This window comes from Citrobacter sp. Cpo221 (genome assembly GCF_030332345.1).
Classification (GTDB): Bacteria; Pseudomonadota; Gammaproteobacteria; order Enterobacterales; family Enterobacteriaceae; genus Citrobacter; species Citrobacter portucalensis.
Genome location: NZ_JAOWIA010000034.1, coordinates 49098 through 75702, shown reverse-complemented (window position 1 = coordinate 75702; position 26605 = coordinate 49098). Strand labels below are relative to the sequence as shown.

Sequence of the window (26605 nt, the reverse complement as noted above, 5' to 3'; positions counted from 1 at the left end):
AGTATCACAAATTGGATGAATACATGTAGGCCGGATAAGCGTAGCGCCATCCGGCAATACAGTAATAAATTATGCGGTCAGCAGATTCGCAATCGTGCGCACACCCAGACCGGTTGCGCCCGCAGACCACTGTTCAACCGGCGCTTTGCGATAGGTTGCGGAGCAGTCGATGTGCAGCCAGCCCTGCTGGTAGTTTTCCACGAAATGGGACAGGAAGCCCGCCGCGGTGCTTGCACCAGCCGGGTAAGCCGCGCTGCCGGTGTTATTCAGTTCGGCAAAGTTAGACGGCAACTGACTACGATGGAACTCTGCCAGCGGCAGACGCCAGAACGGTTCGTTTTCTTGCGCCGCACTTGCCAGCAGGCGAGCAGCCAGCTGATCATCAAAGCTAAACAGCGCGTGGTAATCATTGCCCAGCGCGGTTTTCGCCGCGCCGGTCAGCGTGGCAGCATCAATAATCAGCTCCGGTTTCTGCGCGCTGGCATCGATCAGGCCATCGGCCAGCACCAGACGTCCTTCGGCATCGGTATTCATCACTTCAACTTTTTTACCGTTGCGATAGTGAATGATATCGCCGAGCTTAAAGGCGTTGCCGCTAATCAGGTTATCCGCGCAACACAGATACAGCTTCACGCGCTTGTTCAGACCACGGGTGATGGCAAATGCCAACGCGCCGGTGACCGTTGCCGCACCGCCCATGTCGGACTTCATTGAGTCCATAAATGCGCTTTGCTTGATGCTGTAACCACCGGAATCAAAAGTAATTCCCTTACCAACCAGGCAGGCATAAACCGGGGCTTCTTTGTCGCCTGTTGGGTTGTAGTCCAGCGCCAGCAGCACCGGCGGACGTTCAGAGCCGCGACCCACGGTATGCAGACCCATGTAGTTCTGCTCGCGCAGATCTTCACCTTTGGTGATGCGGTATGAGACGTTATCGCACGCGACGGAGCACAGCAGATCAACAGCGCGCTGCGCCAGCTGTTCAGGGCCCAGCTCTTCTGCCGGGGCGTTAATGGTATCGCGCACCCAGTCAATAATCTTCAGACGGCTATCCAGCTCTTTGCGCTGCGCTTCGTCCAGAGCGGCCCACTCAACTTTGCGGGTGCCTTTTGGTCCCTTGTAGCCCTGCCAGAACGCCCAGCTACGTTCGGTATCCCAGCCTTCACCATCCAGTTGAACGTGTTTAATACCCAGGCCGTCGATTTTACGCGCGGCACGCTGGATAAGGCCGAGGTCATCTTTTCCGTTCAGGTGCAGGGTAATGCCGTCATTATTAATGCTGTATGTCGCCTTTTCACCCCAGCGGGCATCGGCGGGTTGCGTGGAAAGCGTAATTTTCATGGCTTCTGTCATTTTATTTATCCTTATTTTCGCGCATACAGGAAAACGGGCCACCCGTGGGCAGCCCGTTGACTTATTCGGCTTCGTCCAGCCAGACCAGCAAAATGGCCTCAAGGATTTTTTCGTTCGATGCCTGAGGATCATCATCGAACTCTTCCAGGTCACAGATCCACTGGTGCAGATCGGTGAAACGAACGGTCTTGGGATCGAGATCGGGGAAAGCGTCATACAGCGCCTCGCCGATTTCGCGGCTATCGGTCCACTTCAGTCCCATACTACCCTCTGTTAATGCTCACGCGCATGATTGATTGTGTAACGTGGGATTTCGACCACTAAATCGTCCTCGGTTACCCGCGCCTGACAGCTTAAACGGCTCTCCGGCTCCAGTCCCCAGGCTTTATCCAGCATGTCGTCTTCTTCTTCTGTGCTTTCCGGCAAAGAATCAAAACCTTCACGCACGATGCAGTGGCAGGTAGTGCAGGCACAGGATTTTTCACAGGCGTGTTCAATCTCGATCCCGTTACGCAGGGCAACGTCGAGAATGGTTTCGCCGGTCTCAGCTTCCAGAACTGCGCCATCGGGACAGAGATCCTGATGAGGCAAAATAACAATCTTTGGCATATTAAACCTCGTCCACGGAATGGCCTTTCAGCGCGCTACGGACGGATTTGTCCATGCGGCGAGCGGCGAATTCCTGGGTTTGTTTGTCTACGTTTTTAATGGCTTGTTCTATCGCGTCAACATCGTCACCCTGTGCAACCTCGCTCAAGTGCGCGGCGGCGGTGTCGATAGCCTGACGTTCTGCGGCGCTTAACAGCGCGGCATCAGCGTTCAGCGCACCGGATAAACTTTCCAGTACGCGTGCCGCTTCGACTTTCTGTTCTGCCAGCATACGGGCTTTTACGTCCTGCTCGGCAAAACTCATCGAATCCTGAATCATGGAGGCGATTTCACTGTCGGTCAGACCGTAGGACGGTTTAACCTGGATTGAGGACTCAACGCCGGTGGATTTCTCCATGGCGGTGACGCTCAGCAGCCCATCGGCATCCACCTGGAAGGTCACGCGGATATGCGCGCCGCCTGCTGGCAATGCCGGGATGCCGCGCAGCGCAAAACGCGCCAGAGAACGGCAGTCCTGCACCAGTTCACGCTCGCCTTGCATCACGTGAATGGACATCGCGGTCTGGCCATCTTTAAAGGTGGTAAAGTCCTGCGCGCGCGCCACTGGGATAGTGGTGTTACGCGGGATCACTTTCTCCACCAGACCGCCCATGGTTTCCAGTCCCAGGGACAGCGGGATAACGTCCAGCAGCAGCATTTCGCTGTCCGGCTTATTCCCGACCAGAATATCCGCCTGAATTGCCGCACCGATAGCGACCACTTTGTCCGGGTCAATAGAGGTCAGCGGCGTGCGGCCAAAAAATTCACCGACGCGTTCACGTACCAGAGGCACGCGCGTTGAACCGCCAACCATCACAACTTCCAGCACATCTTGCGGCTCCACGCCCGCATCTTTCAGCGCGCGACGGCAGGCCAGCAGCGTACGCTTGACCAGTGCGGAAATGAGTTCATTAAAGGTTTCACGGGTGATTTCACCCTGCCATCCAGCCACGTTAACCGTTACAGAATCAGCGTCGCTAAGTGCGATTTTCGCTGCAATCGCGGCATCCAGCAGTTCACGCTGTACGCGGTTATCGCTGCGATCGGCCACGCCCGCCTGCTCGCGAATGTAATCGGCCAGCAGATGGTCAAAATCATCGCCGCCGAGCGCGGAATCACCGCCGGTCGCCAGCACTTCAAACACGCCACGGCTCAGGCGCAGAATAGAAATATCAAACGTACCGCCGCCAAGATCGTAGACTGCGATCACGCCTTCCTGACCGGAGTCCAGACCATACGCGATCGCCGCTGCGGTCGGTTCGTTCAGCAGACGCAATACGTGCAGGCCCGCCAGACGCGCGGCGTCTTTGGTCCCCTGACGCTGTGCATCGTCAAAGTAAGCCGGAACGGTGATTACCACGCCGTCCAGTTCGCCGGACAGCGATTCGGTAGCCCGCGCGGCCAGCGCTTTCAGAATATCAGCGGAGACGCGCACCGGATTAAGCAAACCGGCAGCGGTTTCAATCATCGGTAGACCGTTTTCGCTCGCCTGGAACGTATATGGCAGATGCGGGTAACGCGCCTGGATATCCGCCAGAGAGCGGCCCATCATGCGTTTTACCGAGCTGACGGTGTTTGCCGTATCCAACGCTGCATTGGCGCGGGCATCGTAACCGACAGAGTAGCCCTGCTGCTGATAGTGAACCACTGACGGCAACAGGTGGCGACCTTCATGGTCTGCCAGCGTTTCGGCCTGGCCGCTGCGTACGGTCGCAACCAGGGAGTTGGTAGTGCCTAAATCGATACCTACCGCCAGACGACGCTGGTGCGGCGCGGCGCTCAGACCAGGCTCACTAATTTGTAATAAGGCCATTTTCGCTTCCGGAAATTAAAAATCGAGCAGTTTTTCTTCGAGTTGTTCTGCACTGCTTCGCAGTTTATCGAGAAAACGCAGCTTACGCACGGTATCTGCCGCTGCGTCCCACGTCTCGCTATCCAGCTGTTCCACCATCAGTTGATGGCGAACGTTATACATTTCGCTGACGCGTTTCATAAACGCATCTAAACGTTGACTGTCTTTTGCCTGTTCAATCTCGTCCAGCTCTTCACGCAGCTCAAGTTGCTCCATCAGGAACGCGGTATCGCGCACCGTGTGCTGCTCGCTGCGGATATCAAAACCGCGTAAAGACAATAAGTATTCGGCGCGCATCAAAGGATGACGCAGCGTTTGCCAGGCCTGGTTGATAGTGGCGGACTGCGAAACCGCAGCAAGTTGTTCCGCCTGGGAACCGCTGGCGAATTTATCAGGATGATACTGACGTTGTAGATCCTGAAAACGTAGGCTCAGCGCCTGAGTATCGAGCTGATAACGGGCCGGTAAGCCAAAGAGGGTGAAGTAGTCCATAACATTCTCAGGGCATCGATTCTCTGTTGTTCGATGAGGCAAAACCAGAGAGTCAGGTAAAACAAACCCCACGCGCAGGCGACCACGGTGGGGTTATCAGTAAGCGCGTTACACGTGGAAGCTTTCGCCGCATCCACATTCGTCTTTCACGTTCGGGTTAGTGAACTTAAACCCTTCGTTCAGACCTTCTTTGACGAAGTCTAACTGCGTACCGTCGAGGAATTGCAGGCTCTTACCGTCGATCACGACTTTTACGCCTTTGTCTTCAAACACGGTATCTTCAGCCGCCGGCTCGTCAACAAATTCCAGTACATAGGCCATACCTGAGCAGCCGGAGGTTCTCACGCCCAGACGCAGACCAAACCCTTTACCGCGGTTTGCCAGGAAGGTATTTACACGCGCTGCTGCACTGTCGCTTAAGGTAATCGACATAATAAAACCTCAACTCTTAATTATTTTGCTTCACGTTTGCTTTTGTAATCCGCAATCGCGGCTTTAATCGCGTCTTCAGCCAGAATAGAGCAGTGAATTTTCACCGGTGGCAGTTCAAGCTCGTCGGCGATATCGGTGTTTTTAATCGCCTGTGCTTCGTCCAGAGATTTCCCTTTTACCCATTCGGTAACCAGAGAGCTGGAAGCAATAGCGGAACCGCAGCCGTAAGTCTTGAAACGCGCGTCTTCAATGATACCCTCATTGTTGACTTTGATCTGCAACTTCATCACGTCGCCACAGGCCGGTGCACCCACCATGCCGCTGCCCACGTTCTCGTCGCTGTTGTCAAAAGAGCCCACGTTACGTGGATTCTCGTAATGATCGATTACTTTTTCGCTGTAAGCCATGCTGAATTCTCCTTATCGGTACCGATTAGTGATGTGACCATTCAATGCTGTTCAGATCCACGCCCTGTTTGAACATTTCCCACAGCGGAGAAAGGTCGCGCAGGCGGCCGATGGAGTTGCGAACCAGATTGATGGCATAGTCAATCTCTTCTTCGGTAGTGAAACGACCTAAAGAGAAACGAATTGAGCTGTGTGCCAGCTCGTCGGTCATCCCCAGCGCGCGCAGCACGTAGGATGGCTCCAGGCTTGCAGAAGTACATGCAGAACCGGAGGATACCGCCAGGTCTTTCAGCGCCATAATCAGCGACTCGCCTTCAACAAAGTTGAAGCTGACGTTGAGAATGTTTGGTGCGCCCTGCTCGAGGTCACCGTTGAGGTACACCTCTTCCATATCTTTCACGCCATTCCACAGACGGTTACGCAGACTGCGCAGGCGCGCCATCTCTGTTTCCATCTCTTCTTTAGCGATACGGTAAGCTTCACCCATACCGACGATCTGGTGCACAGGCAGCGTACCGGAACGCATACCGCGCTCGTGACCGCCGCCGTGCATCTGCGCTTCAATACGAATACGCGGTTTACGACGAACGTACAGCGCGCCGATACCTTTCGGACCATAGATTTTGTGGCCGGAGAAGGACATCAGGTCAACTTTCAGTTGGCTCAGATCGATAGGCAGTTTGCCCACGCTCTGGGTCGCATCAACGTGATAGATGATGCCGCGAGCACGGCACATTTCGCCGATAGTCGCGATATCCTGCACCACGCCGATTTCGTTGTTCACATGCATGATGGACACGAGGATGGTGTCGTCACGCATTGCCGCTTCAAGTTCTTTCAGGTCGATAATGCCGTTACGCTGCGGGGCGAGGTAGGTAACTTCGAACCCTTCGCGCTCCAGCTGACGACAGGTATCCAGCACGGCTTTGTGTTCGGTTTTGCTGGTGATGATGTGCTTGCCTTTTTTCTGATAAAAGTTGGCTGCACCTTTAATCGCCAGGTTATCGGATTCAGTCGCACCGGAAGTAAATACGATTTCACGCGGGTCAGCGCCCACGAGGTCGGCAATCTGGTTACGGGCGATATCTACCGCCTCTTCAGCCTGCCAGCCAAAACGGTGTGAACGAGACGCTGGGTTACCAAAGTTTCCGTCCAGGGTCAGACACTGCATCATTTTCTCGGCAACACGCGGGTCCACCGGCGTGGTTGCGGAGTAATCGAGATAGATCGGTAATTTCATTGCTCTATAAACTCCGTACATCGCTTCAATGCAAGGAATCAGGCAACCGGCTGGATGTACGACCGAGTTAACGGGGTGTGTAGCACCCCGGCCTGATTCTAAAATACTTTTATTATGCGCGTAACTTAACGTCGATCGCGTCTTGAGCACGATTAGTGCGTGGAGCGTCATGGGTATGCTGGCGACCAGACACATCCAGGACTTCCTGATTATTTACCAGTTCGCCCAACGTAATGTTGTTGAGGAAACCGGTCAGACGATCGCTCAGATCGCGCCACAGCGCGTGGGTCAGGCATTTATCGCCGCCCTGACAACCGCCTTTGCCCTGGCAACGGGTCGCATCTACAGACTCGTCAACAGCGCTAATCACTTCACCTACTGCGATGCTGCCGGCATCTTTACCCAGCAGATACCCGCCGCCTGGTCCACGTACGCTGGAAACCAGACCGTTTTTACGCAAACGGGAAAACAGCTGCTCCAGATATGACAGGGAAATTCCCTGACGTTCAGAAATATCAGCCAACGGTACCGGGCCCGTTTCGGAGTTGAGCGCAACGTCCAACATTGCGGTCACGGCATAACGCCCTTTTGATGTCAGTCTCATGTCTTACTTAGCCTCAAACTCGCCCCTGCCCGGGGTTTTTTATTGTAAAATGGGGGTATTGCATAGCAGGGGCAAGTCTGACATTCCCGACTAAATCAGTCAACTATTTACTTGACTAATTTAGTCAGGCATTTAACCTTCAGTGCCATTTTCGCTTGCCGGATGCGCTTCGCTTATCCGGCCTACGAATCGTGCGGCCTGTAGACCGGATAAGCGAAGCGCATCCGGCATTAGTACAGTTACTTGCTTTTATTCTGCTGCTCGATTGAAGCTAAAATCCCGCGCAGGATGTTCAACTCCTGGCTTTCTGGACGCGCACGGGTAAACAAACGGCGCAGCTTATTCATCACCTGTCCCGGGTGCCCTTCACGGATAAACCCGGTCGACAGCAGCGTTTGCTCCAGATGACCGTAAAAACGCTCTAAATCATCGACCAGCGGATACTCAGCTTCTTCGTATTCTGCTGCCTTGTCGCTTTCCTGCGTTGCCAGCCAGGCCATGCGCACTTCATAAGAGATGACCTGCACTGCCATCGCCAGGTTGAGCGAACTGTATTCCGGGTTCGCGGCAATGGCGACGTGATAATGGCACTTCTGCAGCTCTTCGTTGGTCAGACCAACACGTTCACGACCAAAGACCAGCGCCACCGGCGAGTTCGTCGCTTCAGAGACACTTTTTAAACCGCATTCACGCGGATCCAGCATCGGCCACGGCAGCGTGCGGGAGCGCGCGCTGGTGCCTACCACCAGGCTACAGCCCGCCAGCGCTTCATCGAGCGTATCGACGATCTGCGCGCTGCCGATCACATCACTGGCACCCGCTGCCAGGGCGATGGCCTGGGAGTCCGGTTTAACCAGTGGATTTACCAGCCACAGATTGGTTAAACCCATGGTTTTCATTGCGCGGGCTACAGAGCCCATGTTGCCAGTGTGAGAGGTTTCCACCAGCACGATTCGAATATTTTGCAGCATTGTATTTCTTCGGCTAAAGATTATTCGGGCATATTATCATAAAACGAAGACATATTCCGAACTCGCTGCTATACTCTGCGCCGTTTTCCCGTTCTTTAACATCCAGTGAGAGAGACCGATGCATCCGATGCTGACCATCGCCGTGCGCGCAGCGCGCAAGGCGGGTAATGTAATTGCCAAACACTACGAAACCCCAGACTCTGTAGAAACCAGCCAGAAAGGCAGCAATGATTTCGTGACTAACGTCGATAAAGCCGCCGAAGCGATTATTATCGAAACGATTCGCAAATCTTACCCACAGCACACCATCATCACCGAAGAAAGCGGTGAACATGTTGGTGAAGATTTGGATGTTCAATGGGTTATCGATCCACTGGATGGCACCACCAACTTCGTAAAACGTCTGCCGCACTTCGCGGTATCCATCGCAGTACGCATCAAAGGCCGTACTGAAGTCGCCGTTGTTTACGATCCAATGCGTAACGAACTGTTCACCGCAACCCGTGGCCAGGGCGCACAGCTGAACGGCTACCGTCTGCGTGGCAGCACCGCCCGCGATCTGGATGGCACCATCATCGCCACCGGTTTCCCGTTCAAAGCCAAACAGCACGCCGCTTCTTACATGAAAATTCTTGGCAACATGTTTACCGAATGCGCGGACTTCCGCCGCACCGGTTCTGCTGCGCTGGATCTGGCTTACGTTGCCGCTGCGCGCGTTGACGGGTATTTCGAAATTGGCCTGCGCCCGTGGGATTTCGCCGCAGGTGAGCTGATTGCCCGTGAAGCTGGCGCACTGGTTTGCGACTTTACCGGCGGTCATAACTACATGGCGACCGGCAACATCGTTGCAGGTAACCCACGCGTAGTGAAAGCCATGCTGGCGAACATGCGTGACGAACTGAGCGACGCGCTGAAGCGTTAATCTGCTGTGGTGCCGGATGGCGGCTAGCGCCTTATCCGGCCTACCAGGGAAGTTCCCCGTAGGCCTGATAAGCGAAGCGCCATCAGGCATTCATCCTACAACAGTGCTAAAACGGTCTTATCCCTCGCCCTACCGGCACCGCACTCATCCACATCACTACCGCAGCAGCGATCAGCACCGCACCACCGGCTAACGCCAGCGTCGTCCAGCCAATCTGTCGCCACAATACCGGCGCTTTATGCCCGCTAAGTTTCACCGCCAGCGAGCGGAAACTGTGTACCAGCAGAGCCAGTGACGTAATCGTCAAAGATGTTCCTGCCGCCATCGCCAGCGCCGACGCCATACCCCAGCTAAAAACGCCAATCACTTTGCTGAACAGTAAGACCATGATTGCCCCCGAGCACGGGCGCATCCCCATAGACAGCACGATCATCAACCGGGCACGCCAGTCATCACCATTTTGCAGCTGTTCAGGATCGGGCAAATGCTGATGCCCGCAGCCGCAACCCTCGTGATGCACATGATGCGGCGTGAAGGCAGTGAATTTTGGACGGCGCAGCAGCTGGCGCAATTTCTTCAGCGCACGGACGCACAATAAAACACCCAACACGCCAACCAGAGCATAACTCCCTTTCTCCAGCCAGAAACTACTCATATGTAGCTGTCGTGCAGGCAACTGCAAGACTGTGAGTACTACAACCACCAGCCCGATAGCGACCAGCCCCTGTAATAAAGATGAGGCTAGCGTCAGGCCAATACTCGACTTCAGCTTCGAGGGGTGCGTTGCCAGCCAGGTGGTAATGACGACTTTTCCATGTCCCGGCCCCAGCGCATGCAGAACGCCGTAGAGAAAACTAAACAGCAGCAGCGATCCCCCGGCCTGGGCCGGCCTGGCAGCAACCGCTTTCAGCAACCCGCTCATCTGTTGGTTAACGTCGCGCTGCCAGACGACACTTTTCATCATCACCTGCGGCCAGGCCTGCCATAGCCACAGTATGCCGCCTGCCGCCAACAGCAAAAAGACAGCCAGCGGCCATAGCGTCAGCCAGCGACGTCTGGCTGCACGTTGTTGATAAACTACTGACATTGCAGCGTTACCGTCTGTGCAAACTGTTTACCCAACTCCATATCCTCCGGCGGTGCGTCTTCTTTATCCAGCGACTGCGCAAAGCTCAGCGTTTGTTCATTGGGCGTCGGCGTATGTACTGAAATCCGGCATTTCTGGCTTATGGCCTGCCCCAGCCTGGCGTCGCTGTCTTTGTCATAGCTCATATCAACGTAGTAGGTCGGGTCGAAGGTTGAAATGGTATATTTTTGACCACTCAGCGGCTGAGCTTCGGCCAGCGGCAAAACGAACGTCAGCACTGCCTGGTGTTCCTCCCGCGCCATGCCATATTCCGTCGGCCTGTTTTTAAACTTTACCTTTTGCCCGTCGTGCCACACTTCGGTGAAATAGTGCTGCCCGAGAACGTTGGCCATCACTTCCGCCGCCAGTTTTTTCCAGATCTCATCACCCGGTTTGGCATTTCCCGCATCGTAAAGCAGATCCGCCGAGGTAATTTCATCCATCGTCCAGCGCATTTTCAGCGCGACGAACTGGTCATTCTCGCTCACTATCTCAGTTTTCAGATGGATAAAGCTGTGGGGATGCGCGCCTGCGCCAAAGGACAGGACAGCGAGAAACAACGTGATAATGATACGTTTAACGCCTTGCATGAGCTCTCCACGGAAAAAATCGACACCGCCACAAGTAAAGATGCCGGGTTTGGCGAAAGTGTGCTGAGGATACCATTGAACGAAAAAATAATGAGCACCCTTTTCCGGTATCGATTCAGTTCTCAATTTCGATAATTTCTTCTTCGGGAAATTCCCCCCAAACACCTTTTAGGCGTCAAAACTTAAGTCAAATGATAACAAAATGTTAATTAATAGTTTCATTTTAATATTTAATTAACACTTAATTTGAAAACCTGAATGTAAAACTATGCAAATTTAACTAATTATTAACCATTTTATTTCTATAAATTCACAATAATGGGCGCATATCACATTTACCAAACTTATGATTCATTCCCTCTTCCATTCATTGTTAACTTCACGCCGTGACATGTCCTGCCCCCTACGAAAGGTACAACTATGAAATTCAAACTCGCATTACTCAGTGCAACCCTGGTTTCTGCATGCATGTTGTCCGGCACGTCCTTTGCGGCGGAAAAATATGAAATTGCTGTGGTTGCCAAAGTCACCGGGATCCCATGGTTTAACCGGATGGAAACCGGCGTAAATGAAGCAGCAAAAAAACTGGATGTGAATGCTTACCAGACCGGGCCTTCAACGCCGGACCCGGCGCAGCAGGTGAAAGTGATTGAGGATCTGATCGCCAAAAACGTTAATGCGATCATCGTGGTGCCGAATGATGCCAAGGTCCTTGAGCCGGTACTGAAAAAAGCGCGCGATAAAGGCATCGTGGTGCTGACGCACGAATCCCCGGATGAGCAAATTGGCCAGTGGGATATCGAAACCATCGACAGTGAAAAATACGCCCAGGCCAACGTCGATGAGTTAGCGAAAAATATGGGCGGCAAAGGCGGGTATGCCATCTATGTTGGTTCGCTGACGGTCCCACTGCATAACGCGTGGGCGGATTATGCAATTAAGTACCAGAAAGAAAAATATCCGGAAATGTTCGAAGTCACTTCACGTCTGCCGGTCGCGGAAAGCATCGATAAATCCTACGCCACAACGCTGGATCTGATGAAAACCTACCCGCAGATGAAGGGCATTATCGGCTTCGGTTCACTGGGTCCAATCGGTGCGGGTCAGGCTGTGCAGAAAAAACGCGCCAAAGACAAGATCGCCGTTGTCGGAATCGCCATGCCAGCGCAGGCAGCACCTTACCTGATGCGCGGTGATATCAAAAAAGCGCTGCTGTGGGATCCAAAAGACGCGGGCTACGCGCTGGTCACCGTTGCCGATCAGCTGTTGCAGGGCAAAGAAGTGAACGCCGATCTGAGTATCGATGGTTTAGGGAAAGCCGATATCGACACGGAGAAGAAAGTGATCCGCTTTAACAAGATCCTCGAAGTCACCAAAGACAACGCACAATCACTTGGTTTCTAAGGCTTTAGCCAACACCAGGGAACCTTAACGCCGACCGTCTGGTCGGCGCTATCAACCAAACTAACACTCAGCGTCCCCCCGGACGCGCGCAGGGGTATTGTCCATGGCAGACACCACCGCATTTATCACTCTTGAGAATATCAGCAAACAATTCCCGGGCGTGCTGGCGCTGGATAACGTGAATCTGACGCTGAGAAAAGGCGAAGTTCACTGTCTGGCGGGTCAAAACGGCTGTGGTAAAAGTACCATTATTAAAGTGATCTCCGGGGTTTATCACCCGGAAAAAGGCGCGCAAATTTTACTCGACGGAAAACTGTTCCATCACCTGACGCCGCAGCTCTCTTCCCATTATGGCATTCAGGTTATTTATCAGGACCTGTCGTTGTTCCCCAATTTTAGCGTCGCAGAAAATATCGCGGTCAACCGCTATCTGCCTGGTGGCGATATCTGGGTGCGTCGTGGCGCCATGAAACAGCAGGCGCTGGCAGCCATGAAACGTATCGGGGTGAATATCGATCCCGATAAAAAAGTTGAAAAACTCTCAATTGCTGATCGACAGCTGGTCGCCATTTGCCGGGCGATAGCCGCCGACGCGCGTCTGGTGATTATGGACGAGCCCACCGCCTCGCTAACCCGCCAGGAGGTTAATGGCCTGCTGCGGGTAGTTAATGAACTGAAAGCGGCCGGAATTTGCGTCGTGTTTGTCAGCCATCGTCTGGATGAGGTGATGGAAGTGGCGGATCGCATCAGCGTAATGCGCGACGGCAAACTGGTGGGTACATACCCTGCCAGCGAACTCGACAGCCACGAGCTGGCCTTCCTGATGACCGGACAACGCTTCCACTACAGCCCGTTGCCGGAAAGGCCCGCGATTGAGCAAGAGCCGCTGCTTGAGCTGCGCAATCTGAGCCGCAGAGGCAAATACCAAAACATTAATCTGTCGCTGCACGGCGGCGAGATCGTCTCCATTGTTGGTCTGCTGGGTGCCGGGCGCACTGAGCTTTGTCTGAGCCTGTTTGGTATGACGCACCCGGAAAGCGGCGAGATTCGCATTAACGGTCAGCCGGTTACTCTGCGCAATAACCATGACGCCATCAAACACGGGATCGGCTATGTCTCAGAAGATCGCCTGACGCAGGGGCTGATCATGGAGCAGTCGATCTACGACAACACCATCGTCACGGTGTTTGATCAACTGCACACCGGTAGCGGTCTGCTCGATCATCGTAAAGCGCAAAAGCTGGTCGCCGATTTAATCCGCGAACTGAATATCAAAGTGTCCGATCCGCACCTGCCGGTCAAAACCCTTTCCGGCGGTAATGCCCAGCGTATCGCCATTGCCAAATGGGTGGCGACCAATCCCCGCATCCTGATCCTCGACTCGCCTACCGTCGGCGTGGATATCGCCAACAAAGAGGGTATTTACCAGATAGCCCGCGACTTGGCGGAACAGGGTATGGCGGTGCTGATGATTTGCGATGAAATCCCGGAAGCGTATTACAACAGCCACCGTGTGCTGGTAATGCGTCGCGGCAAGCTGGTGGCGGAATTTAATCCTCATCAATGCCGTGAAGAGGAGATTGCTGAAGTGGTCGAGGTAATCAATGAATAAGATGCATCTCTCCCGTTTAATCGGGCAACATGAGTTCTGGCTGGGCCTGCTGGTTGTAGCCCTTGCCGTTGGGCTGAGCATCAGCACCGACGGGTTCCTGTCTTTAGGGAACCTGACGGATGTGGCCACCAGCTACGCGATTCTCGGCATCCTGGCCTGTGGGCTGTTTGTGGTGCTGATTTCCGGCGGGATCGACATCTCATTTCCGGCGATGACCGCGATAGCCCAGTATGCAATGGCCAGTTGGGTTATCGGTCACGGCGGCAACTTCGCGCTGGCGTTAATCATCGCCATTGCGGTGGGCCTGCTGCTTGGGCTGATCAACGGTTTTCTGGTCTATTGGCTACGCGTTCCGGCAATCATCATTACCATCGCGACGCTGAACGTCTACTACGGCCTGCTGGTTTACGCCACCAAAGGCACCTGGCTGTATGGCTTCCCGGACTGGTTTATGAACGGCATTAACTGGTTCTCGTTCACCGCGGCGGATGGCTACGACTACGGTTTGACCCTGCCCCTGCTGTGCCTGGCGGCGGTGATCATCTTTACCGCCGTGCTGATGAACTATACCCGTCTTGGCCGTCAGGTTTACGCCATGGGCGGCAACCGCGACGCGGCCTCGCGCCTTGGGCTGAATCTGCTGAAGCTGCATTTTTACGTCTATGGCTACATGGGCATTCTGGCAGGCGTTGCCGCCGTGGTTCAGGCACAAATCACCCAGTCAGTTGCGCCCAATTCGCTGCTCGGCTTTGAGCTGACGGTGCTGGCAGCAGTAGTACTCGGCGGAACCAGCATGAGCGGCGGGCGCGGTACGTTGACCGGAACCCTGCTCGGCGTGGTTCTGCTGGCCTTCTTACAAAATGGCCTGACGCTGCTCAGTGTCTCCTCTTACTGGCACACCGTGTTCAGCGGCGCCATTATCCTGGTCAGCATTAGCGCCACGGCCTGGAACGAAAAACGCAAACTGGCAAGGGAGCTTTGAGATGAAAACAATCGCCAGATTTTTACCCGGTGATGCCATCATTCGTCTGCAATGCGTGATTATTGTGGTCGTCGCCCTGGTCTTCTCGGCCCTGCTCGGCAGCCGTTTCTTTAGCGTCGCTAACTTCCAGTCGATTGGCTCACAGCTACCAATCCTCGGCATGCTGGCCCTCGGGATGGGCATGACCATGCTGACCGGCGGTATTAACCTGTCGATTATTGCCGGGGCGAACGCCTGCTCGCTGGTGATGGCGGCGATTATCGTCACCCATCCGGATAACCCGCTGTTTCTGGTGCTGGCACTGCTGGCTGGCGCTGCCGTGGCGGTGGCTATCGGCACGCTCAACGGTGCGCTGATTGCCTGGGTCGGGGTCTCGCCTATTCTCGCCACGCTCGGCACGATGACGCTTATCTCCGGGCTGAATATTCTGCTTTCCAACGGGACGGTGATTTCCGGTTTCCCGACCGCCATTCAATATCTCGGCAACGCCACGATTGCCGGTATTCCGGTGGCGCTACTGCTCTTTTTCCTGGTAGCAATCCTGCTGTGGGTACTGCTGGAACACACCACGCTTGGGCGCAGCCTGTATCTCGTTGGTTCCAATGAACAGGCTACCCGCTACAGCGGCGTGAATACCGTACGGGTACAAATTTCGGTGTACGTGATTTCTGCCCTGCTCGGCTGGGTCGCCGCCATTTTGATGATGGCGAAATTCAACTCAGCTAAAGCCGGATACGGTGAATCCTACCTGCTGGTCACCATCCTTGCCTCCGTCCTCGGCGGTATCAACCCGGATGGCGGCTTCGGGCGCATTATCGGCCTGGTGCTGGCACTGATTGTGCTGCAAATGCTGGAAAGCGGCCTTAACTTGCTGGGGGTCAGCAGCTATCTGACGATGGCGCTGTGGGGCGCGGTGCTGATCCTCTTTATCGCATTACAGAATCGTAAAGCCTGATTTCAGGAGAAAAAATTATGGCAAGTTACTTTATTGGTGTGGATGTCGGAACCGGAAGCGCCCGTGCTGGCGTGTTTGATCTCAACGGCAGAATGGTCGGTCAGGCCAGTCGGGCCATCGAGATTTACCGCCCGCAGGCCGATTTTGTTGAGCAGTCTTCCGATAACATCTGGCAGGCGGTGTGTAACGCGGTTCGCGATGCGATTAACCAGTCGGATATCAACCCTATCCAGGTGAAAGGTCTCGGCTTTGACGCGACCTGTTCACTGGTGGTGCTGGACAAAGAAGGTAAACCGCTGACCATCAGCCCGTCCGGGCGCAGCGAACAGAACATCATTGTATGGATGGATCACCGCGCCATTACTCAGGCCGAGCGTATCAACGCCCTGCATCATCGGGTGCTGGACTACGTTGGCGGCATTATCTCCCCGGAAATGCAGACGCCAAAACTGCTGTGGCTGAAGCAGCATATGCCCAATACATGGGCTAATGCGGGCTACTATTTTGACCTGCCCGATTTCCTGACCTGGCGCGCAACGGGCGATGACACGCGCTCATTGTGTTCGACGGTGTGTAAATGGACCTATATGGGCCATGAAGACAAATGGGATGCCAGCTATTTCCGCCAGATTGGGCTGGAAGATTTGCTGGAGCATGATGCTGCCAAAATTGGTCGCTATGTGAAAACCATGGGCGAACCGCTCGGTCACGGGCTGTCTGCGCGCGCCGCCAGCGAAATGGGGCTGATTCCGGGGACAGCTGTCAGCGTCTCGATCATCGATGCCCACGCCGGTACCCTCGGCACGCTCGGGGCAAGCGGTGTTTCCGGCGAGGTGGCGGATTTTGACCGTCGTATCGCGCTGATTGGCGGCACCTCTACCGGACACATGGCAATTTCCAAAGAGCCACGTTTTATCGGCGGCGTCTGGGGTCCTTACTACTCAGCCGTACTGCCAGAATACTGGCTTAACGAAGGTGGGCAGTCGGCAACCGGGGCGTTAATCGACCACGTTATTCAGTCGCATCCTTGCTACGAAACCCTGCTGGCGCAGGCTAAATCTCAGGGGCAAACCATTTACGAAGTGCTGAATGCGCTGTTGCGTAAAATGGCCGGTGAGCCGGAAGATATCGCGTTTTTAACCCGCGACATGCACATCCTGCCCTATTTCCACGGCAACCGCTCGCCGCGCGCTAACCCAACGCTCACGGGCGCAATCACCGGACTGAAGCTGTCACGTACGCCGGAAGATATGGCGCTACAGTACCTTGCGACCATCCAGGCCATTGCGCTGGGAACCCGCCATATCATTGAAACGATGAATCAAAGCGGCTACACCATCGATACGATAATGGCCAGCGGCGGCGGGACGAAAAACCCGATCTTCGTTCAGGAACATGCCAACGCCACCGGCTGCGCCATGCTGCTGCCTGAAGAGAGCGAGGCCATGCTGCTGGGTGGCGCCATGATGGGAACTATCGCCGCGGGCGTATTCGAAACCTTCCCGGAAGCGATGTCGGCGATGAGTCGGATTGGTAAAACGGTTACCCCGCAAACAAATCGCATTAAGCAGTACTACGATCGCAAATATCGGGTATTCCACGAGATGTATCAGGATCATATGAAATATCGCCAGTTGATGCAGGAGGAAGCATGAGTAACTCCTGGTCTCAGGCTACCGGCGTATTTCAGCTCTATAGCGATGCCCTGGCGGGTCTGGGGCAGCATCTGACTGAACCGCTCTGGCAGTCGCTAATGGCCGAGCTGCGCGGTTGCCGGGGCAAAATCGTTGTCACTGGCGTCGGTACCTCCGGCATTGCGGCGCGTAAAGTGGCGCATATGCTTGCGTGCGTGGAACGCCCGGCAATTTACCTCAACGCGACGGATGCGGCGCATGGCGATCTCGGTTTTTTACGCGCCGACGACCTGGTCATTATGCTGTCGCGCGGGGGTAATTCGGACGAACTCACCCGGCTACTGCCCGGGCTGGCTGCGAGGAATGTGCCAATCCTGAGCGTGACTGAAAACGCCGATTCAGCCATTGCTAAAGCGTCGAGATTGGTGATTTCCACCGGAGTCCAGCGTGAGGCCGACCCGCTGAACATGTTAGCCACCACCTCTATTTTACTGGTGCTGGCTATCTTTGACGCCGCCTGCGCCTGCCTGATGAGCGAAAGCGGTTACTCAAAGGAGACGCTGTTGTCTGTGCATCCAGGTGGTGATGTGGGATTAACGCTGAGCCGTGGTAAGTAACGCCAGACAGCTGTTTCGGAGGTAATGAATCTGTTGCCTCCGGTATATTGCTACGTTCACCTTATGTTTTTCACTTCTCTGAAACGATACTGCCTGTGAACGTGTTAAGGGTACTATCGCCGTACCCTTAACAATCCCGGCTCCCCGCGGGAAAATTGTTGCTGCGCAATACCCTCCGCTTATTCCTTCAGGCTACCGGGCCGGGCGCGAGGTAGCGTCCATGCAAAGCGCGCCCTGAGCCAGCATCCATGCTGGCTCTCCCGGCCTTACGGAAACACGTCGGCAATTTTCAGCCGGACCAGCCCACACCTGACCATCTGCGTTTTTTGTTTAAACAGCAAAACAGATTTAACTGGAAGTCAGAGCGTTGAAGCGATGACCCCGGTCCGGCTGAAAATCGATGAGACGTTGACGGCTGACCGGGGCTGCCCGCAGGGATGCGGGCAGAGGGGATGGCCTGCAGGGACGCAAGCTCGGCCCCGACCCGACAGGCAGACGGCATAAGACGAATGAATCGCATCGCGACGATTTTCCCGCCGGGAGCCTGGGTTGCAAGGGAGGCGGCGGTGAGCCTCCCTTGCACGTTCACGGGTATCTGCGCTTCAGAGAAATGACACCGTTCAGGTGAACGGAACCCCATAGCGGAATAAAATATTCTCCATCATGTTTAACATGACATGCAGTACATCTCTGGCATATCTAACCAAAAGATAAAACAGTGAAAAAGTGGATTAACGCGCTGCGTTCCACTACCGCTATCTGTTCCGCACGTTAAAAATTCTGTGACGCTCTCCAGCATTCCTGGCGGAAAGCATTCCATTCTCCAAATCTATGAGCAAACCTTAGCTATTCTTATCAAACATACTCACGGGAGATCCTACAGATGATGTCAACGCTTGCCCCACCATCTGTACTTTCCGCTCCCCAGCGCCGTTGCCAGGTGCTGCTGACGCTTTTCCTGCCGGGGCAAATCGCGACTACACAAACCTTCAGCAGCCTCAACGGCGTCGATGATGCCACGGTTCAGGAAGATATTATTGGCGCAGGACTCGAAATCCAGCGCTATCACCGGCTCGCGATAGCCACCGCGCAGAATGGTGGCTATACGATCGAAGGAACCCCGCTAAATCAACGTCTGTGTCTGTTGCAGTGGCTGCGCCGTGGCCTGCGGATTTGCCCTGCCTTTATCGCTCAGCAGTTTACCCCGGCGTTAAAAGCGGAACTTAAACAAAGGGGGATCGCACGTACGCTGTATGACGACACCAATCTGCATGCGCTCATTAATCTGTGTTCCCGGCGCTTGCAGAAACCGTTTGAGTGTCGTGACATCCAGTTCCTGCGTCTGTATTTACAGTATTGCCTGCTACAGCACCACGCGGGGATCACCCCGGAGTTTAACCCACTCCAGCAACGCTGGGCGCAATCCTGCGCGGAATATCCGCTCGCAGAGGAAATTGGCCGTCACTGGCAGCGCCACGTCATGCAGAGTGCACCACTGGGCGAATCGCTGTTTATGGCGTTGCTGTTCTCAATGCTTCGTATCCCCGACCCGATTCGCGATAATCACCATCAGGATCGCCGCCTGCGTCTTGCTATTGCGCGGCTGGTGCTACGTTTTCGCGAGTATGGCAATGTGCGCTTCAGCGATGAGCAAGGGCTGAATGACCAGTTGTATATCCACCTGGCTCAGGCACTGAACCGCAGCGTGTTTGCCATCGGCATTGATAACACGCTGCCGGAGGAGTTCAGTCGCCTTTATCCCCGGCTGGTTCGTACTACCCGCGAGGCGATTCACGGCTTCGAGGCCGAATACGATGTGCAATTTTCCGAAGAAGAGATCGGGCTGGTGGCCGTTATTTTCGGCGCCTGGCTGATGCAGGAGAAGGATTTACACGAAAAGCAGATAATCCTGCTGACCGGTAGTAATGAACAACTTGAAGTGCATATAGAGCAACAGCTACGCGAACTGACGCTGCTGCCGCTCAACGTAAAACATATGCCGATGCAGGACTTTCAAAAAGAGGGTGCTCCGCGCGGTGTAACGCTGATTATTACGCCGTACACCACGCCACTACCGCTATTTTCACCCCCGTTGATTCATGCGGATCTGGCGCTTACGCCGCATCAGCAGCAGCAGATCCGCAAAATTCTCGAATCATAACGTTGCAGGCTGCGCGACCACCTTCGGGCGCAGAACGATTGCCGGGAGCGCCACCAGCGCCATCACCCAGAACACGCCGCTGCCCAGATTCTGGTACAGATAGCCCGCGAATACGGTCATGATGGCGATACTGCCGCCCATCGCTATCGCGGAATACACCGCCTGCAAACGAATAACTTCGCTCCCCTGGCGTGCCGCGATATAACGCATTGCCGCCAGGTGGCAGACGGTAAAGGTTCCGCAATGGAGGATTTGCACCACGATCAGCCACGGCAGCTCGGTGCTCCAGCCCATCAATCCCCAACGCGCCACCCCGCAAACGGCGGAAAGCAGCAGCAGATCGCGGGCGCTAAAGCGACGGAACAGCTTGTGACTAAGCGCGAAAATAATCACCTCCGCCACCACACCTAGTGACCATAAATAGCCCACCGCCGAAGCGGAATATCCAGCAGACTGCCAATAGATGGCGCTGAAACCATAATACGCAGCATGCGCCCCCTGTAGCAGACTCACGCAAGCAAGAAAACGCCAGCTCTGGGTTATCAGCGCGCGCCAGGCGGGCCATCCCGCACTCTCCTGCTGACGGTTTTCACCCGCTGGCTGCACGCTCGGGCGAATCATCATGCCCAGCAGCATCGAGGCGACGCCAAGCGATAGCAGGACCAGGATCACCCGATAGTCAAACAGGCTCACCAGTTTGCCGGTTAACGCGGAGCCGATCACAAAAGCCACGGATCCCCATAGTCGCACCCGACCGTAATCCATGGTGATTTGTTTCTGCCAGGTGTTGGCCAGCGCGTCGGTCAGCGGTACCAGCGGTGAGAAAAACAGGTTAAAGCCGATCATCACCACCATCAGCCACGCCACGTTGGTTCCCGCCCAGAAGGCCAGCGCAAACACCAGCGTCAACAGAGCCAGAATACGTAACGCTGAGATCAGCCGGGAGGGATCGCTCACACGCGGCGCAATCAGCAAACTACCGAGAAAACGGGCAATCAGCCCCGCGCCCAGCAGTAAACCGATGGTTTCCGGCGTCAGCCCTAACCCTTCGAGCCAGACGCTCCAGAAAGGCAGAAAGATACCGTAGCTAAAGAAATAGGTGAAATAACCGAGCGCCAGCCAGCGCGTGGAATGCAAAGCCATGGGTCCTCCTGTTTTGGAAGCCCTAGTCTAATGACTCAAACCACATTCTGAAGAGTACTACCGTTCACATTTACGAAATAATTGTGACAAACATCACCTTTAACCAACACGATTGGTCATCCGCATCCGCAATCGTTTACATCTGTATGATTTTACAGCAGAGAACATGCTGGGATGAATAAACAGTAATGCAAGGAATTGAATGGATTTTGCGAAAAATACTCAGATGAATAACAAAAGCCTTAATATCATCACAAGTATATCACTTAACAGCCAATATTCGTGATTACAATATTTTGACTCCCCACCAATTTAAAATTATTTAAATGTAATAGCAGTTAGCTCGTTCATTTTTAATAAATATAATCTGAAAATCTCGCTTATTAATATGACTGCCAGCGCATATCGAATACCATTGCCCAGCAATTAATTTTGATCTTTGTCTTTTCATTAATTTAATTGCTAACAGGTTTATCAAATAAGAGGGACTTTAATGAACAAAATTGCAAAATCTATAGCGGTTAGCTTGCTGGCGCTTTCTGCGGGAAGCGCATGGGCGACGGACGGTAAAATTGAATTTACGGGTGAAATTCTAACCAGCACCTGTGAATTCGCCGATGGTGACGTCATCAACGTGGAACTGGGTCATTACGCCGCCGCGCAGTTTAAAACTGTCGGTGATACCAGCCCGGCGATTCCGGTTAATATTCCGTTGGAAAACTGCCCAGCCACCCCGTGGGAGCACGTTGATGGCACAACGGACAACTCGTTCCAACTGTGGCTGGAAACGCGCGCTGGCGGCACCGTAGCCGATCACGACGATCTGGTCGCCGTTAGCAGCATGGATACCGCCGCAACCGGCGTGGGCATCCGTATCGCAAGAGCCAGCGACAACGCAACGATGGTGCTGAATAAGCTGCCCGCGGCTGATTCAAAAATCAGCTTTGCCCCGGAAGCCGATGGCACCACTATCGTAGGGCTACAAGCCTATTACGTCTCCACTGTAGATTCTAAAGAGATCTCCCCAGGCGAAGCCAACGCCAGCGTTGACGTCACCATCGACTACCGCTAATCCCGTATACCGTCTCTTTCCATCCCTTCTTCCCGCTGAGATGGAAAGAGACGTTTTTTGACATCAGGTTAAGGATTACAGCGATGAAAAAAAACACCGCGCTCGCTTTGGCATTGGTGCTGGGCAGTTGGGTCAGCCAAAGCCTCGCTGGCGGTATTGTGCTACAGAGAACCCGTGTCATCTACGATGCCGGGAAAAAAGAGGCCGCACTGCCGGTGGCTAACCGCAGTGAAGGTCTGCCTTATTTATTGCAGTCGTGGGTCGACAATGCACAGGGAACCGCACGAGGCCCCTTTATTATTACGCCGCCGCTTTTTCGCCTCGATGCTGATAACGATTCATCATTACGAATTATAAAATCATCTGAAAACATTGCTAACGATAAAGAATCGTTGTTCTTTATTAATGTGCGCGCTATTCCTGCCAAAAACCAAACCACCGATGCGAATAATAATACGCTAACGCTGGTATTTAAAACACGAATAAAACTATTTTATCGCCCGACAAATTTAGTCGGCAAGCCTTACGACGCTTATAAATCTCTTGAATATAAATATAGCAATAATGAGTTAGATATATATAACCCATCGGCTTATCACGTCGTATTCGCCGGTCTTGCGCTAGGGAAAACCGATCTCACGAATAAAATCGATTACATCGCTCCCGGCGAGCATAAACGGCTGGCTGTCCCCGCCGCCGCAGGGAAAACGGTGCAGTGGGCCGCGATCAACGACTATGGCGGTACCACCAAAACAGAAACCCAGACGCTGCAATAAGCCGCGCCTCACGATGATAGCTCTCAGGGAATGACAAGCGATATGACGCAAAGAACGCCGAATTTATCAACCGTGAAGCCACTTGCCTTCTGGTTGCACTGCGCAATCGCCAGCGGATGCCTGGCCTCCGGCCATGCCTGGGCCGGTGACTTCTACTTTGACCCAACCCTTCTGGAAACGGAGAAAAGCGGCCAACAGGCGGTGGATCTGGCGGTATTTTCGCAGAATAACGCCCAGCTTCCCGGCGAATATATTGTTGATATTTATATTAACAACAAGAAAACCGGCCAGCGTAAGCTGCCGTTCGTTGCAGGTAAAGAACACCAGTTGATTCCTCAGTTCACCCTCGGGCAATTGCGTGAACTGGGCTTTAAAATCGACAACTATCCACAGTTGGCGGAGCAGGACAACGCCACGACGGTTGCCGACCTGACGCAGGCGATTCCCGGCAGCATCTCACAGTTTGATATCAACCACAGCCGACTGAATCTCAGCGTGCCGCAGATTGCCCTTTACCGTGACGCCCGCGGCTATGTAGATCCTGCTCGTTGGGACGACGGGATGCCGGTTTTGTTCACCAACTACAACTTTAGCGGTTCGCAAAACCAGTACGACAACGACAGCGATCGGCGCCAGTATCTGAATATGCAAAATGGCGCCAACATCGGCCCCTGGCGACTACGCAATTACTCGACCTGGGCGCACAGCGATAATGACACGCGTTGGGATAGCATTAATAGCTGGCTACAACGGGATATCAAAAGCCTGAAATCGCAGCTGGTGATAGGCGAGAGCGCCACCGAAGGCACGGTGTTCTCCAGCTATCAGTTTACCGGCGTGCGGCTGTACTCTGATGAAACCATGCTACCCAACAGCCAGCGCGGTTTTGCGCCGACCATTCGCGGCATCGCCAACTCCAGCGCTATCGTTACGGTACGGCAAAACGGCTACATCCTGTATCAAAGCAACGTTCCGGCGGGGGCTTTTGAAATCAACGATCTCTACCCTTCGGCGTTCAGCGGCGACTTAGACGTCACTATCGAAGAAGCCGACGGCAGCATACGTCATTTCGTCCAGCCGTTCTCCGCGCTGCCGCAGATGCAAAGACCGGGTTATCTAAAATACAGCGTCACCGCGGGGCGCTTTCGCGCTGCCAGCTCGCAGGATAGCCACGAGCCGGAGTTCCTTGAAAGCACCGCCAGCTATGGTCTGAACAACGCGTTCACGCTTTACGGCGGCCTGAACGCCTCGCAGGACTACCGAGCGCTGGCGCTGGGCCTCGGCTCTACGCTTGGCGTTCTGGGAGCAGTATCGATGGACGTCAGCCGCGCGGACACTCAGCTTGATAACGATGAAAGCTATCATGGCTACAGCTGGCGCACCCAGTACATCAAAGACCTACCGGAAAGCGGCACCAGCGTGTCGCTAAGCTACTACCGCTACACCAGCAGCGGTTATTTCAACTTCTCCGACGCCAACCAGAAGGGTATCAACGGCGGCGATCACCTGCGCAATGAAGCTCAGTTCACTGTCAGCCAGACGTTGTTTTCTGGTATCAGTTTCTACGCCTCTGGCTCGCAGCAGGAGTACTGGGATCGCGAGCAGCAGGATAAAAACCTGTCCATTGGCCTGAACGGCAATCTGTGGGGCGTGAGCTATAACCTCAGCGGCCAGTTTACCGACTCACATGACAGCGACAACGACCGTACGCTGTCGCTCAGCCTGAGCGTGCCGTTGGATCGCTGGCTGTCGCATGCGCAGGCAACCTGGCGCACCACTGACCAGCGCGATCGCGCTACTCAGCACGAAGTGGGCATCAATGGCTCGCTGCTGGAAGACCGTCGGCTGACTTATAACCTGAAACAACGGCAAAGCGAAGGCGGCGATCCGGGCAGCAGCAGTCTGTACGGCAGCTACCGTTCTGCCTACGGCACCGTGAATGCCGGTTACGACTACAGCAGCGATAACCGCCAACTGAGCTACGGTCTCTCTGGTGGTATTGTCGCCCATCGTCACGGCGTGACCCTGTCGCAGTCGCTGGGCAATGCCTTTGCGCTGATTGACGCCAACGGCGCGGCAGGGATCCGGGTGAAAAATTACCCCGGCATCGCCACCGACTATTTTGGCTATGCCGTGATCCCCTATCTGACCGCGTATCAGGAAAACGCCATCTCTCTCGATACCACAATGATGCCGGATAACGTCGACGTCACCGAAACGGTGCGCACCGTAGTGCCTAATCGCGGTGCCGCCGTAACGGCACACTTTATTGCCCGGACCGGCTACCGCGTACTGCTGAAACTCACCGATGCGCGCGGAAAAGCACTGCCCTTCGGCGCCATCGCCAGCAGTCAGACGCAGCAGAGCATCGTCGATGAAGGTGGCGTGCTGTATATCACTGGTGTAAACAGCCAGCCGCAGATCTGGTCCGTGCGCTGGGGTAATCAGCCAGATCAACAGTGCCAGTTTACCTTCAGCCTGCCGGAAGATTCTGCTCGCAACACCGCAATACAAAATGGGAACGCGCTATGTCAATAAAGAGTCTGTGGATGAAAAATGGGATTACCGCCGTGCTACTGGCGCTACCTATCACCCCGGTCTACGCGGTGAACGGGGCCTGCTCCGCGACGGGAAGCTTTAACGTCAATATAGCCAGCGACTGGACGCAAGCACAGAACGTCGCGGGAACCTCGCTGGAACTGCCAACGCCGCTCTCAGGCAATGCTTATCAAATCGATTGCAGCTGTAGCGCGGGTAGCAAAGTGGCGTTGTACTATACGGTCACCAGCGCGCTATCTAAAAACGGTAAACTCAGCGGCTTTTACCAGTTGAATGATAATCTGGATATTAAAACTGAAGTTGATGACATTCCTGGGAAGACGGCGGTCACGCCGCTGAACACTAAACCTATCCAGGAAAGTGGCTCTTACAGCCCCAGCAGCAGCAAAGGTAGCGTGTGCACGGCTGACCCAGCGGAGATCCGCGCCGCGCCGGTAACCATTGGCGCGAGCACCCGTTTTACGCTGTACGTCACCAAACCCTTCCTGGGGGAACTGGTAATTCCAGACACCCTGGTCGCCTCAGTACAGGCCGGATGGACCAGTTCGTCCACCCCACCATCGGTGAGCAGCATGGAAGATATCGCCGAACTGCGCATCCAGGGGAGCATCACCGTGCCCCAGGATTGTAAAATCAACCAGGGCGACGTGATTCAGGTCGATCTCGGTTTTATCAACGCCAACCGTTTCACCACCAAGGACCAGATGCCGGACGGCTATACACCGGTCAATTTTGACATTCACTATGACTGCGGTGATACCTCAACCATCAAAAATAGCATGGAAATGAGGATTGATGCTGATGATGTGATTGAGCAGTACACGTTAGTCGCCCGCCGCCAGGAAGCCAATAACGTCCCGGACATCGGTGTGAGAATGGCCCGTATCGACGGGACCCATGTCAATGTCCCGTTCACAAATGGATTGATCAATATCGATCCTTCCGGCAAGGGAGTAATCAACCTGGAAGCCTGGCCGATTAATATGCTCGGCGGCACGCCCGCGCCGGGGAAATTTAGCGGTACCGCAACCATCACCGTTCTCGTGAAATAAT

Annotated in this window: 25 protein-coding genes; 12 read left to right on the top strand and 13 right to left on the bottom strand. The window is 54.4% G+C overall.

Translation table 11 applies throughout. The features are described from left to right. Positions 1-69: 69 nt before the first annotated feature. The 10 genes from pepB to trmJ all read right to left on the bottom strand — a co-directional run bounded on the left by pepB (position 70) and on the right by trmJ (position 7999). Positions 70-1353 carry an aminopeptidase PepB gene (pepB, locus tag OGY72_RS06790; protein ID WP_008785461.1) on the bottom strand — a complete coding sequence of 428 codons (1284 nt, stop codon included), beginning with the start codon at positions 1351-1353 and terminating at the stop codon, positions 70-72. 61 nt (positions 1354-1414) lie between these two features. Then, positions 1415-1615: a Fe-S cluster assembly protein IscX gene (iscX, locus tag OGY72_RS06785; protein WP_003037694.1), complete on the bottom strand. Its 201-nt coding sequence runs from the start codon at positions 1613-1615 to the stop codon at positions 1415-1417. Positions 1616-1626: 11 nt separating this feature from the next. Then, entirely contained in the window at positions 1627-1962 is a 336-nt protein-coding gene (fdx, locus tag OGY72_RS06780; RefSeq protein WP_003037690.1) for an ISC system 2Fe-2S type ferredoxin, read from the bottom strand. Position 1963: 1 nt separating this feature from the next. Continuing rightward, positions 1964-3814 carry a Fe-S protein assembly chaperone HscA gene (gene hscA / locus OGY72_RS06775; protein ID WP_003838439.1) on the bottom strand — a complete coding sequence of 617 codons (1851 nt, stop codon included), beginning with the start codon at positions 3812-3814 and terminating at the stop codon, positions 1964-1966. Positions 3815-3829: 15 nt separating this feature from the next. Next, the gene (gene hscB, locus OGY72_RS06770; protein WP_286547463.1) at positions 3830-4345 is read right to left on the bottom strand and encodes a co-chaperone HscB; all 516 of its coding nucleotides are present in this window, start codon (positions 4343-4345) and stop codon (positions 3830-3832) included. A 108-nt stretch (positions 4346-4453) separates the two neighbouring features. Further along, complete coding sequence (gene iscA / locus OGY72_RS06765; RefSeq protein ID WP_003835203.1) at positions 4454-4777, bottom strand: iron-sulfur cluster assembly protein IscA; 324 nt, start codon at positions 4775-4777, stop codon at positions 4454-4456. A gap of 20 nt (positions 4778-4797) precedes the next feature. Then, on the bottom strand, positions 4798-5184 hold the full coding sequence (iscU, locus tag OGY72_RS06760; RefSeq protein WP_002913991.1) for a Fe-S cluster assembly scaffold IscU: 387 nt from the start codon (positions 5182-5184) through the stop codon (positions 4798-4800). Positions 5185-5209: 25 nt separating this feature from the next. Then, the gene (gene iscS, locus OGY72_RS06755) at positions 5210-6424 is read right to left on the bottom strand and encodes a cysteine desulfurase (RefSeq protein WP_003835233.1); all 1215 of its coding nucleotides are present in this window, start codon (positions 6422-6424) and stop codon (positions 5210-5212) included. A gap of 112 nt (positions 6425-6536) precedes the next feature. After that, positions 6537-7028 carry a Fe-S cluster assembly transcriptional regulator IscR gene (gene iscR / locus OGY72_RS06750; RefSeq protein WP_003037674.1) on the bottom strand — a complete coding sequence of 164 codons (492 nt, stop codon included), beginning with the start codon at positions 7026-7028 and terminating at the stop codon, positions 6537-6539. Between the two features lie 239 nt (positions 7029-7267). Beyond that, positions 7268-7999, bottom strand: a complete 732-nt coding sequence (gene trmJ, locus OGY72_RS06745) for a tRNA (cytosine(32)/uridine(32)-2'-O)-methyltransferase TrmJ (protein WP_079939502.1) — start codon at positions 7997-7999, stop codon at positions 7268-7270. A 118-nt stretch (positions 8000-8117) separates the two neighbouring features. On the opposite strand from trmJ, the gene suhB reads away from it, so the two are divergent. After that, entirely contained in the window at positions 8118-8921 is an 804-nt protein-coding gene (gene suhB, locus OGY72_RS06740) for an inositol-1-monophosphatase (RefSeq protein WP_003835237.1), read from the top strand. A gap of 106 nt (positions 8922-9027) precedes the next feature. On the opposite strand, the gene OGY72_RS06735 is transcribed toward suhB, so the two are convergent. Together OGY72_RS06735 and OGY72_RS06730 are read right to left on the bottom strand one after the other, a co-directional pair. Further along, a complete protein-coding gene (locus OGY72_RS06735; RefSeq protein ID WP_286547462.1) occupies positions 9028-10008 on the bottom strand; it encodes a nickel/cobalt transporter in 981 nt (326 codons plus the stop codon). Then, entirely contained in the window at positions 9999-10637 is a 639-nt protein-coding gene (locus tag OGY72_RS06730; RefSeq protein WP_286547461.1) for a DUF1007 family protein, read from the bottom strand. Before OGY72_RS06730 ends, OGY72_RS06735 begins: the two co-directional genes overlap by 10 nt. Positions 10638-11057: 420 nt before the next feature. Here OGY72_RS06730 and OGY72_RS06725 point away from each other — a divergent pair, with 420 nt between their 5' ends. The 7 genes from OGY72_RS06725 (at position 11058) to csiE (ending at position 20002) form a co-directional block, all read left to right on the top strand. Then, entirely contained in the window at positions 11058-12041 is a 984-nt protein-coding gene (locus OGY72_RS06725; protein ID WP_003037665.1) for an autoinducer 2 ABC transporter substrate-binding protein, read from the top strand. Between the two features lie 103 nt (positions 12042-12144). Next, positions 12145-13653 carry a sugar ABC transporter ATP-binding protein gene (locus tag OGY72_RS06720; protein ID WP_047358245.1) on the top strand — a complete coding sequence of 503 codons (1509 nt, stop codon included), beginning with the start codon at positions 12145-12147 and terminating at the stop codon, positions 13651-13653. Beyond that, positions 13646-14635: an ABC transporter permease gene (locus OGY72_RS06715; protein ID WP_286547460.1), complete on the top strand. Its 990-nt coding sequence runs from the start codon at positions 13646-13648 to the stop codon at positions 14633-14635. The genes OGY72_RS06720 and OGY72_RS06715 overlap by 8 nt, the downstream gene beginning before the upstream one ends. Before the next feature lies 1 nt (position 14636). Then, entirely contained in the window at positions 14637-15590 is a 954-nt protein-coding gene (locus tag OGY72_RS06710; RefSeq protein ID WP_003037658.1) for an ABC transporter permease, read from the top strand. A 17-nt stretch (positions 15591-15607) separates the two neighbouring features. Continuing rightward, the gene (locus OGY72_RS06705; protein WP_003835250.1) at positions 15608-17245 is read left to right on the top strand and encodes an FGGY-family carbohydrate kinase; all 1638 of its coding nucleotides are present in this window, start codon (positions 15608-15610) and stop codon (positions 17243-17245) included. Then, positions 17242-17841 carry a KpsF/GutQ family sugar-phosphate isomerase gene (locus OGY72_RS06700; RefSeq protein WP_286547459.1) on the top strand — a complete coding sequence of 200 codons (600 nt, stop codon included), beginning with the start codon at positions 17242-17244 and terminating at the stop codon, positions 17839-17841. Before OGY72_RS06705 ends, OGY72_RS06700 begins: the two co-directional genes overlap by 4 nt. 883 nt (positions 17842-18724) lie before the next feature. Next, positions 18725-20002, top strand: coding sequence for a stationary phase inducible protein CsiE (csiE, locus tag OGY72_RS06695; protein ID WP_003835255.1), 1278 nt, complete (start codon positions 18725-18727; stop codon positions 20000-20002). Here csiE and OGY72_RS06690 read toward each other — a convergent pair. Further along, the gene (locus tag OGY72_RS06690; RefSeq protein WP_125112739.1) at positions 19997-21145 is read right to left on the bottom strand and encodes a 3-phenylpropionate MFS transporter; all 1149 of its coding nucleotides are present in this window, start codon (positions 21143-21145) and stop codon (positions 19997-19999) included. The two genes, csiE and OGY72_RS06690, sit on opposite strands and share 6 nt — an antisense overlap. A gap of 493 nt (positions 21146-21638) precedes the next feature. Here OGY72_RS06690 and OGY72_RS06685 point away from each other — a divergent pair, with 493 nt between their 5' ends. The 4 genes from OGY72_RS06685 to OGY72_RS06670 all read left to right on the top strand — a co-directional run bounded on the left by OGY72_RS06685 (position 21639) and on the right by OGY72_RS06670 (position 26604). After that, the gene (locus tag OGY72_RS06685) at positions 21639-22217 is read left to right on the top strand and encodes a fimbrial protein (protein WP_003835260.1); all 579 of its coding nucleotides are present in this window, start codon (positions 21639-21641) and stop codon (positions 22215-22217) included. Positions 22218-22300: 83 nt separating this feature from the next. Next, positions 22301-22993 (top strand): fimbrial biogenesis chaperone, encoded by a 693-nt coding sequence (locus tag OGY72_RS06680; RefSeq protein ID WP_003835261.1) that lies wholly within the window; start codon positions 22301-22303, stop codon positions 22991-22993. A 42-nt stretch (positions 22994-23035) separates the two neighbouring features. Continuing rightward, positions 23036-25531 carry a fimbria/pilus outer membrane usher protein gene (locus tag OGY72_RS06675; protein WP_232794629.1) on the top strand — a complete coding sequence of 832 codons (2496 nt, stop codon included), beginning with the start codon at positions 23036-23038 and terminating at the stop codon, positions 25529-25531. Continuing rightward, on the top strand, positions 25522-26604 hold the full coding sequence (locus OGY72_RS06670; protein ID WP_003835263.1) for a fimbrial protein: 1083 nt from the start codon (positions 25522-25524) through the stop codon (positions 26602-26604). The genes OGY72_RS06675 and OGY72_RS06670 overlap by 10 nt, the downstream gene beginning before the upstream one ends. Position 26605: the final 1 nt, after the last annotated feature.

Bases quoted from the DNA above. Each gene is read 5' to 3' on its own strand.
- pepB (WP_008785461.1), bottom strand. From the start codon at position 1,353: ATGACAGAAGCCATGAAAATTACGCTTTCCACGCAACCCGCCGATGCC.
- iscX (WP_003037694.1), bottom strand. From the start codon at position 1,615: ATGGGACTGAAGTGGACCGATAGCCGCGAAATCGGCGAGGCGCTGTAT.
- fdx (WP_003037690.1), bottom strand. From the start codon at position 1,962: ATGCCAAAGATTGTTATTTTGCCTCATCAGGATCTCTGTCCCGATGGC.
- hscA (WP_003838439.1), bottom strand. From the start codon at position 3,814: ATGGCCTTATTACAAATTAGTGAGCCTGGTCTGAGCGCCGCGCCGCAC.
- hscB (WP_286547463.1), bottom strand. From the start codon at position 4,345: ATGGACTACTTCACCCTCTTTGGCTTACCGGCCCGTTATCAGCTCGAT.
- iscA (WP_003835203.1), bottom strand. From the start codon at position 4,777: ATGTCGATTACCTTAAGCGACAGTGCAGCAGCGCGTGTAAATACCTTC.
- iscU (WP_002913991.1), bottom strand. From the start codon at position 5,184: ATGGCTTACAGCGAAAAAGTAATCGATCATTACGAGAATCCACGTAAC.
- iscS (WP_003835233.1), bottom strand. From the start codon at position 6,424: ATGAAATTACCGATCTATCTCGATTACTCCGCAACCACGCCGGTGGAC.
- iscR (WP_003037674.1), bottom strand. From the start codon at position 7,028: ATGAGACTGACATCAAAAGGGCGTTATGCCGTGACCGCAATGTTGGAC.
- trmJ (WP_079939502.1), bottom strand. From the start codon at position 7,999: ATGCTGCAAAATATTCGAATCGTGCTGGTGGAAACCTCTCACACTGGC.
- suhB (WP_003835237.1), top strand. From the start codon at position 8,118: ATGCATCCGATGCTGACCATCGCCGTGCGCGCAGCGCGCAAGGCGGGT.
- OGY72_RS06735 (WP_286547462.1), bottom strand. From the start codon at position 10,008: ATGTCAGTAGTTTATCAACAACGTGCAGCCAGACGTCGCTGGCTGACG.
- OGY72_RS06730 (WP_286547461.1), bottom strand. From the start codon at position 10,637: ATGCAAGGCGTTAAACGTATCATTATCACGTTGTTTCTCGCTGTCCTG.
- OGY72_RS06725 (WP_003037665.1), top strand. From the start codon at position 11,058: ATGAAATTCAAACTCGCATTACTCAGTGCAACCCTGGTTTCTGCATGC.
- OGY72_RS06720 (WP_047358245.1), top strand. From the start codon at position 12,145: ATGGCAGACACCACCGCATTTATCACTCTTGAGAATATCAGCAAACAA.
- OGY72_RS06715 (WP_286547460.1), top strand. From the start codon at position 13,646: ATGAATAAGATGCATCTCTCCCGTTTAATCGGGCAACATGAGTTCTGG.
- OGY72_RS06710 (WP_003037658.1), top strand. From the start codon at position 14,637: ATGAAAACAATCGCCAGATTTTTACCCGGTGATGCCATCATTCGTCTG.
- OGY72_RS06705 (WP_003835250.1), top strand. From the start codon at position 15,608: ATGGCAAGTTACTTTATTGGTGTGGATGTCGGAACCGGAAGCGCCCGT.
- OGY72_RS06700 (WP_286547459.1), top strand. From the start codon at position 17,242: ATGAGTAACTCCTGGTCTCAGGCTACCGGCGTATTTCAGCTCTATAGC.
- csiE (WP_003835255.1), top strand. From the start codon at position 18,725: ATGATGTCAACGCTTGCCCCACCATCTGTACTTTCCGCTCCCCAGCGC.
- OGY72_RS06690 (WP_125112739.1), bottom strand. From the start codon at position 21,145: ATGGCTTTGCATTCCACGCGCTGGCTGGCGCTCGGTTATTTCACCTAT.
- OGY72_RS06685 (WP_003835260.1), top strand. From the start codon at position 21,639: ATGAACAAAATTGCAAAATCTATAGCGGTTAGCTTGCTGGCGCTTTCT.
- OGY72_RS06680 (WP_003835261.1), top strand. From the start codon at position 22,301: ATGAAAAAAAACACCGCGCTCGCTTTGGCATTGGTGCTGGGCAGTTGG.
- OGY72_RS06675 (WP_232794629.1), top strand. From the start codon at position 23,036: ATGACGCAAAGAACGCCGAATTTATCAACCGTGAAGCCACTTGCCTTC.
- OGY72_RS06670 (WP_003835263.1), top strand. From the start codon at position 25,522: ATGTCAATAAAGAGTCTGTGGATGAAAAATGGGATTACCGCCGTGCTA.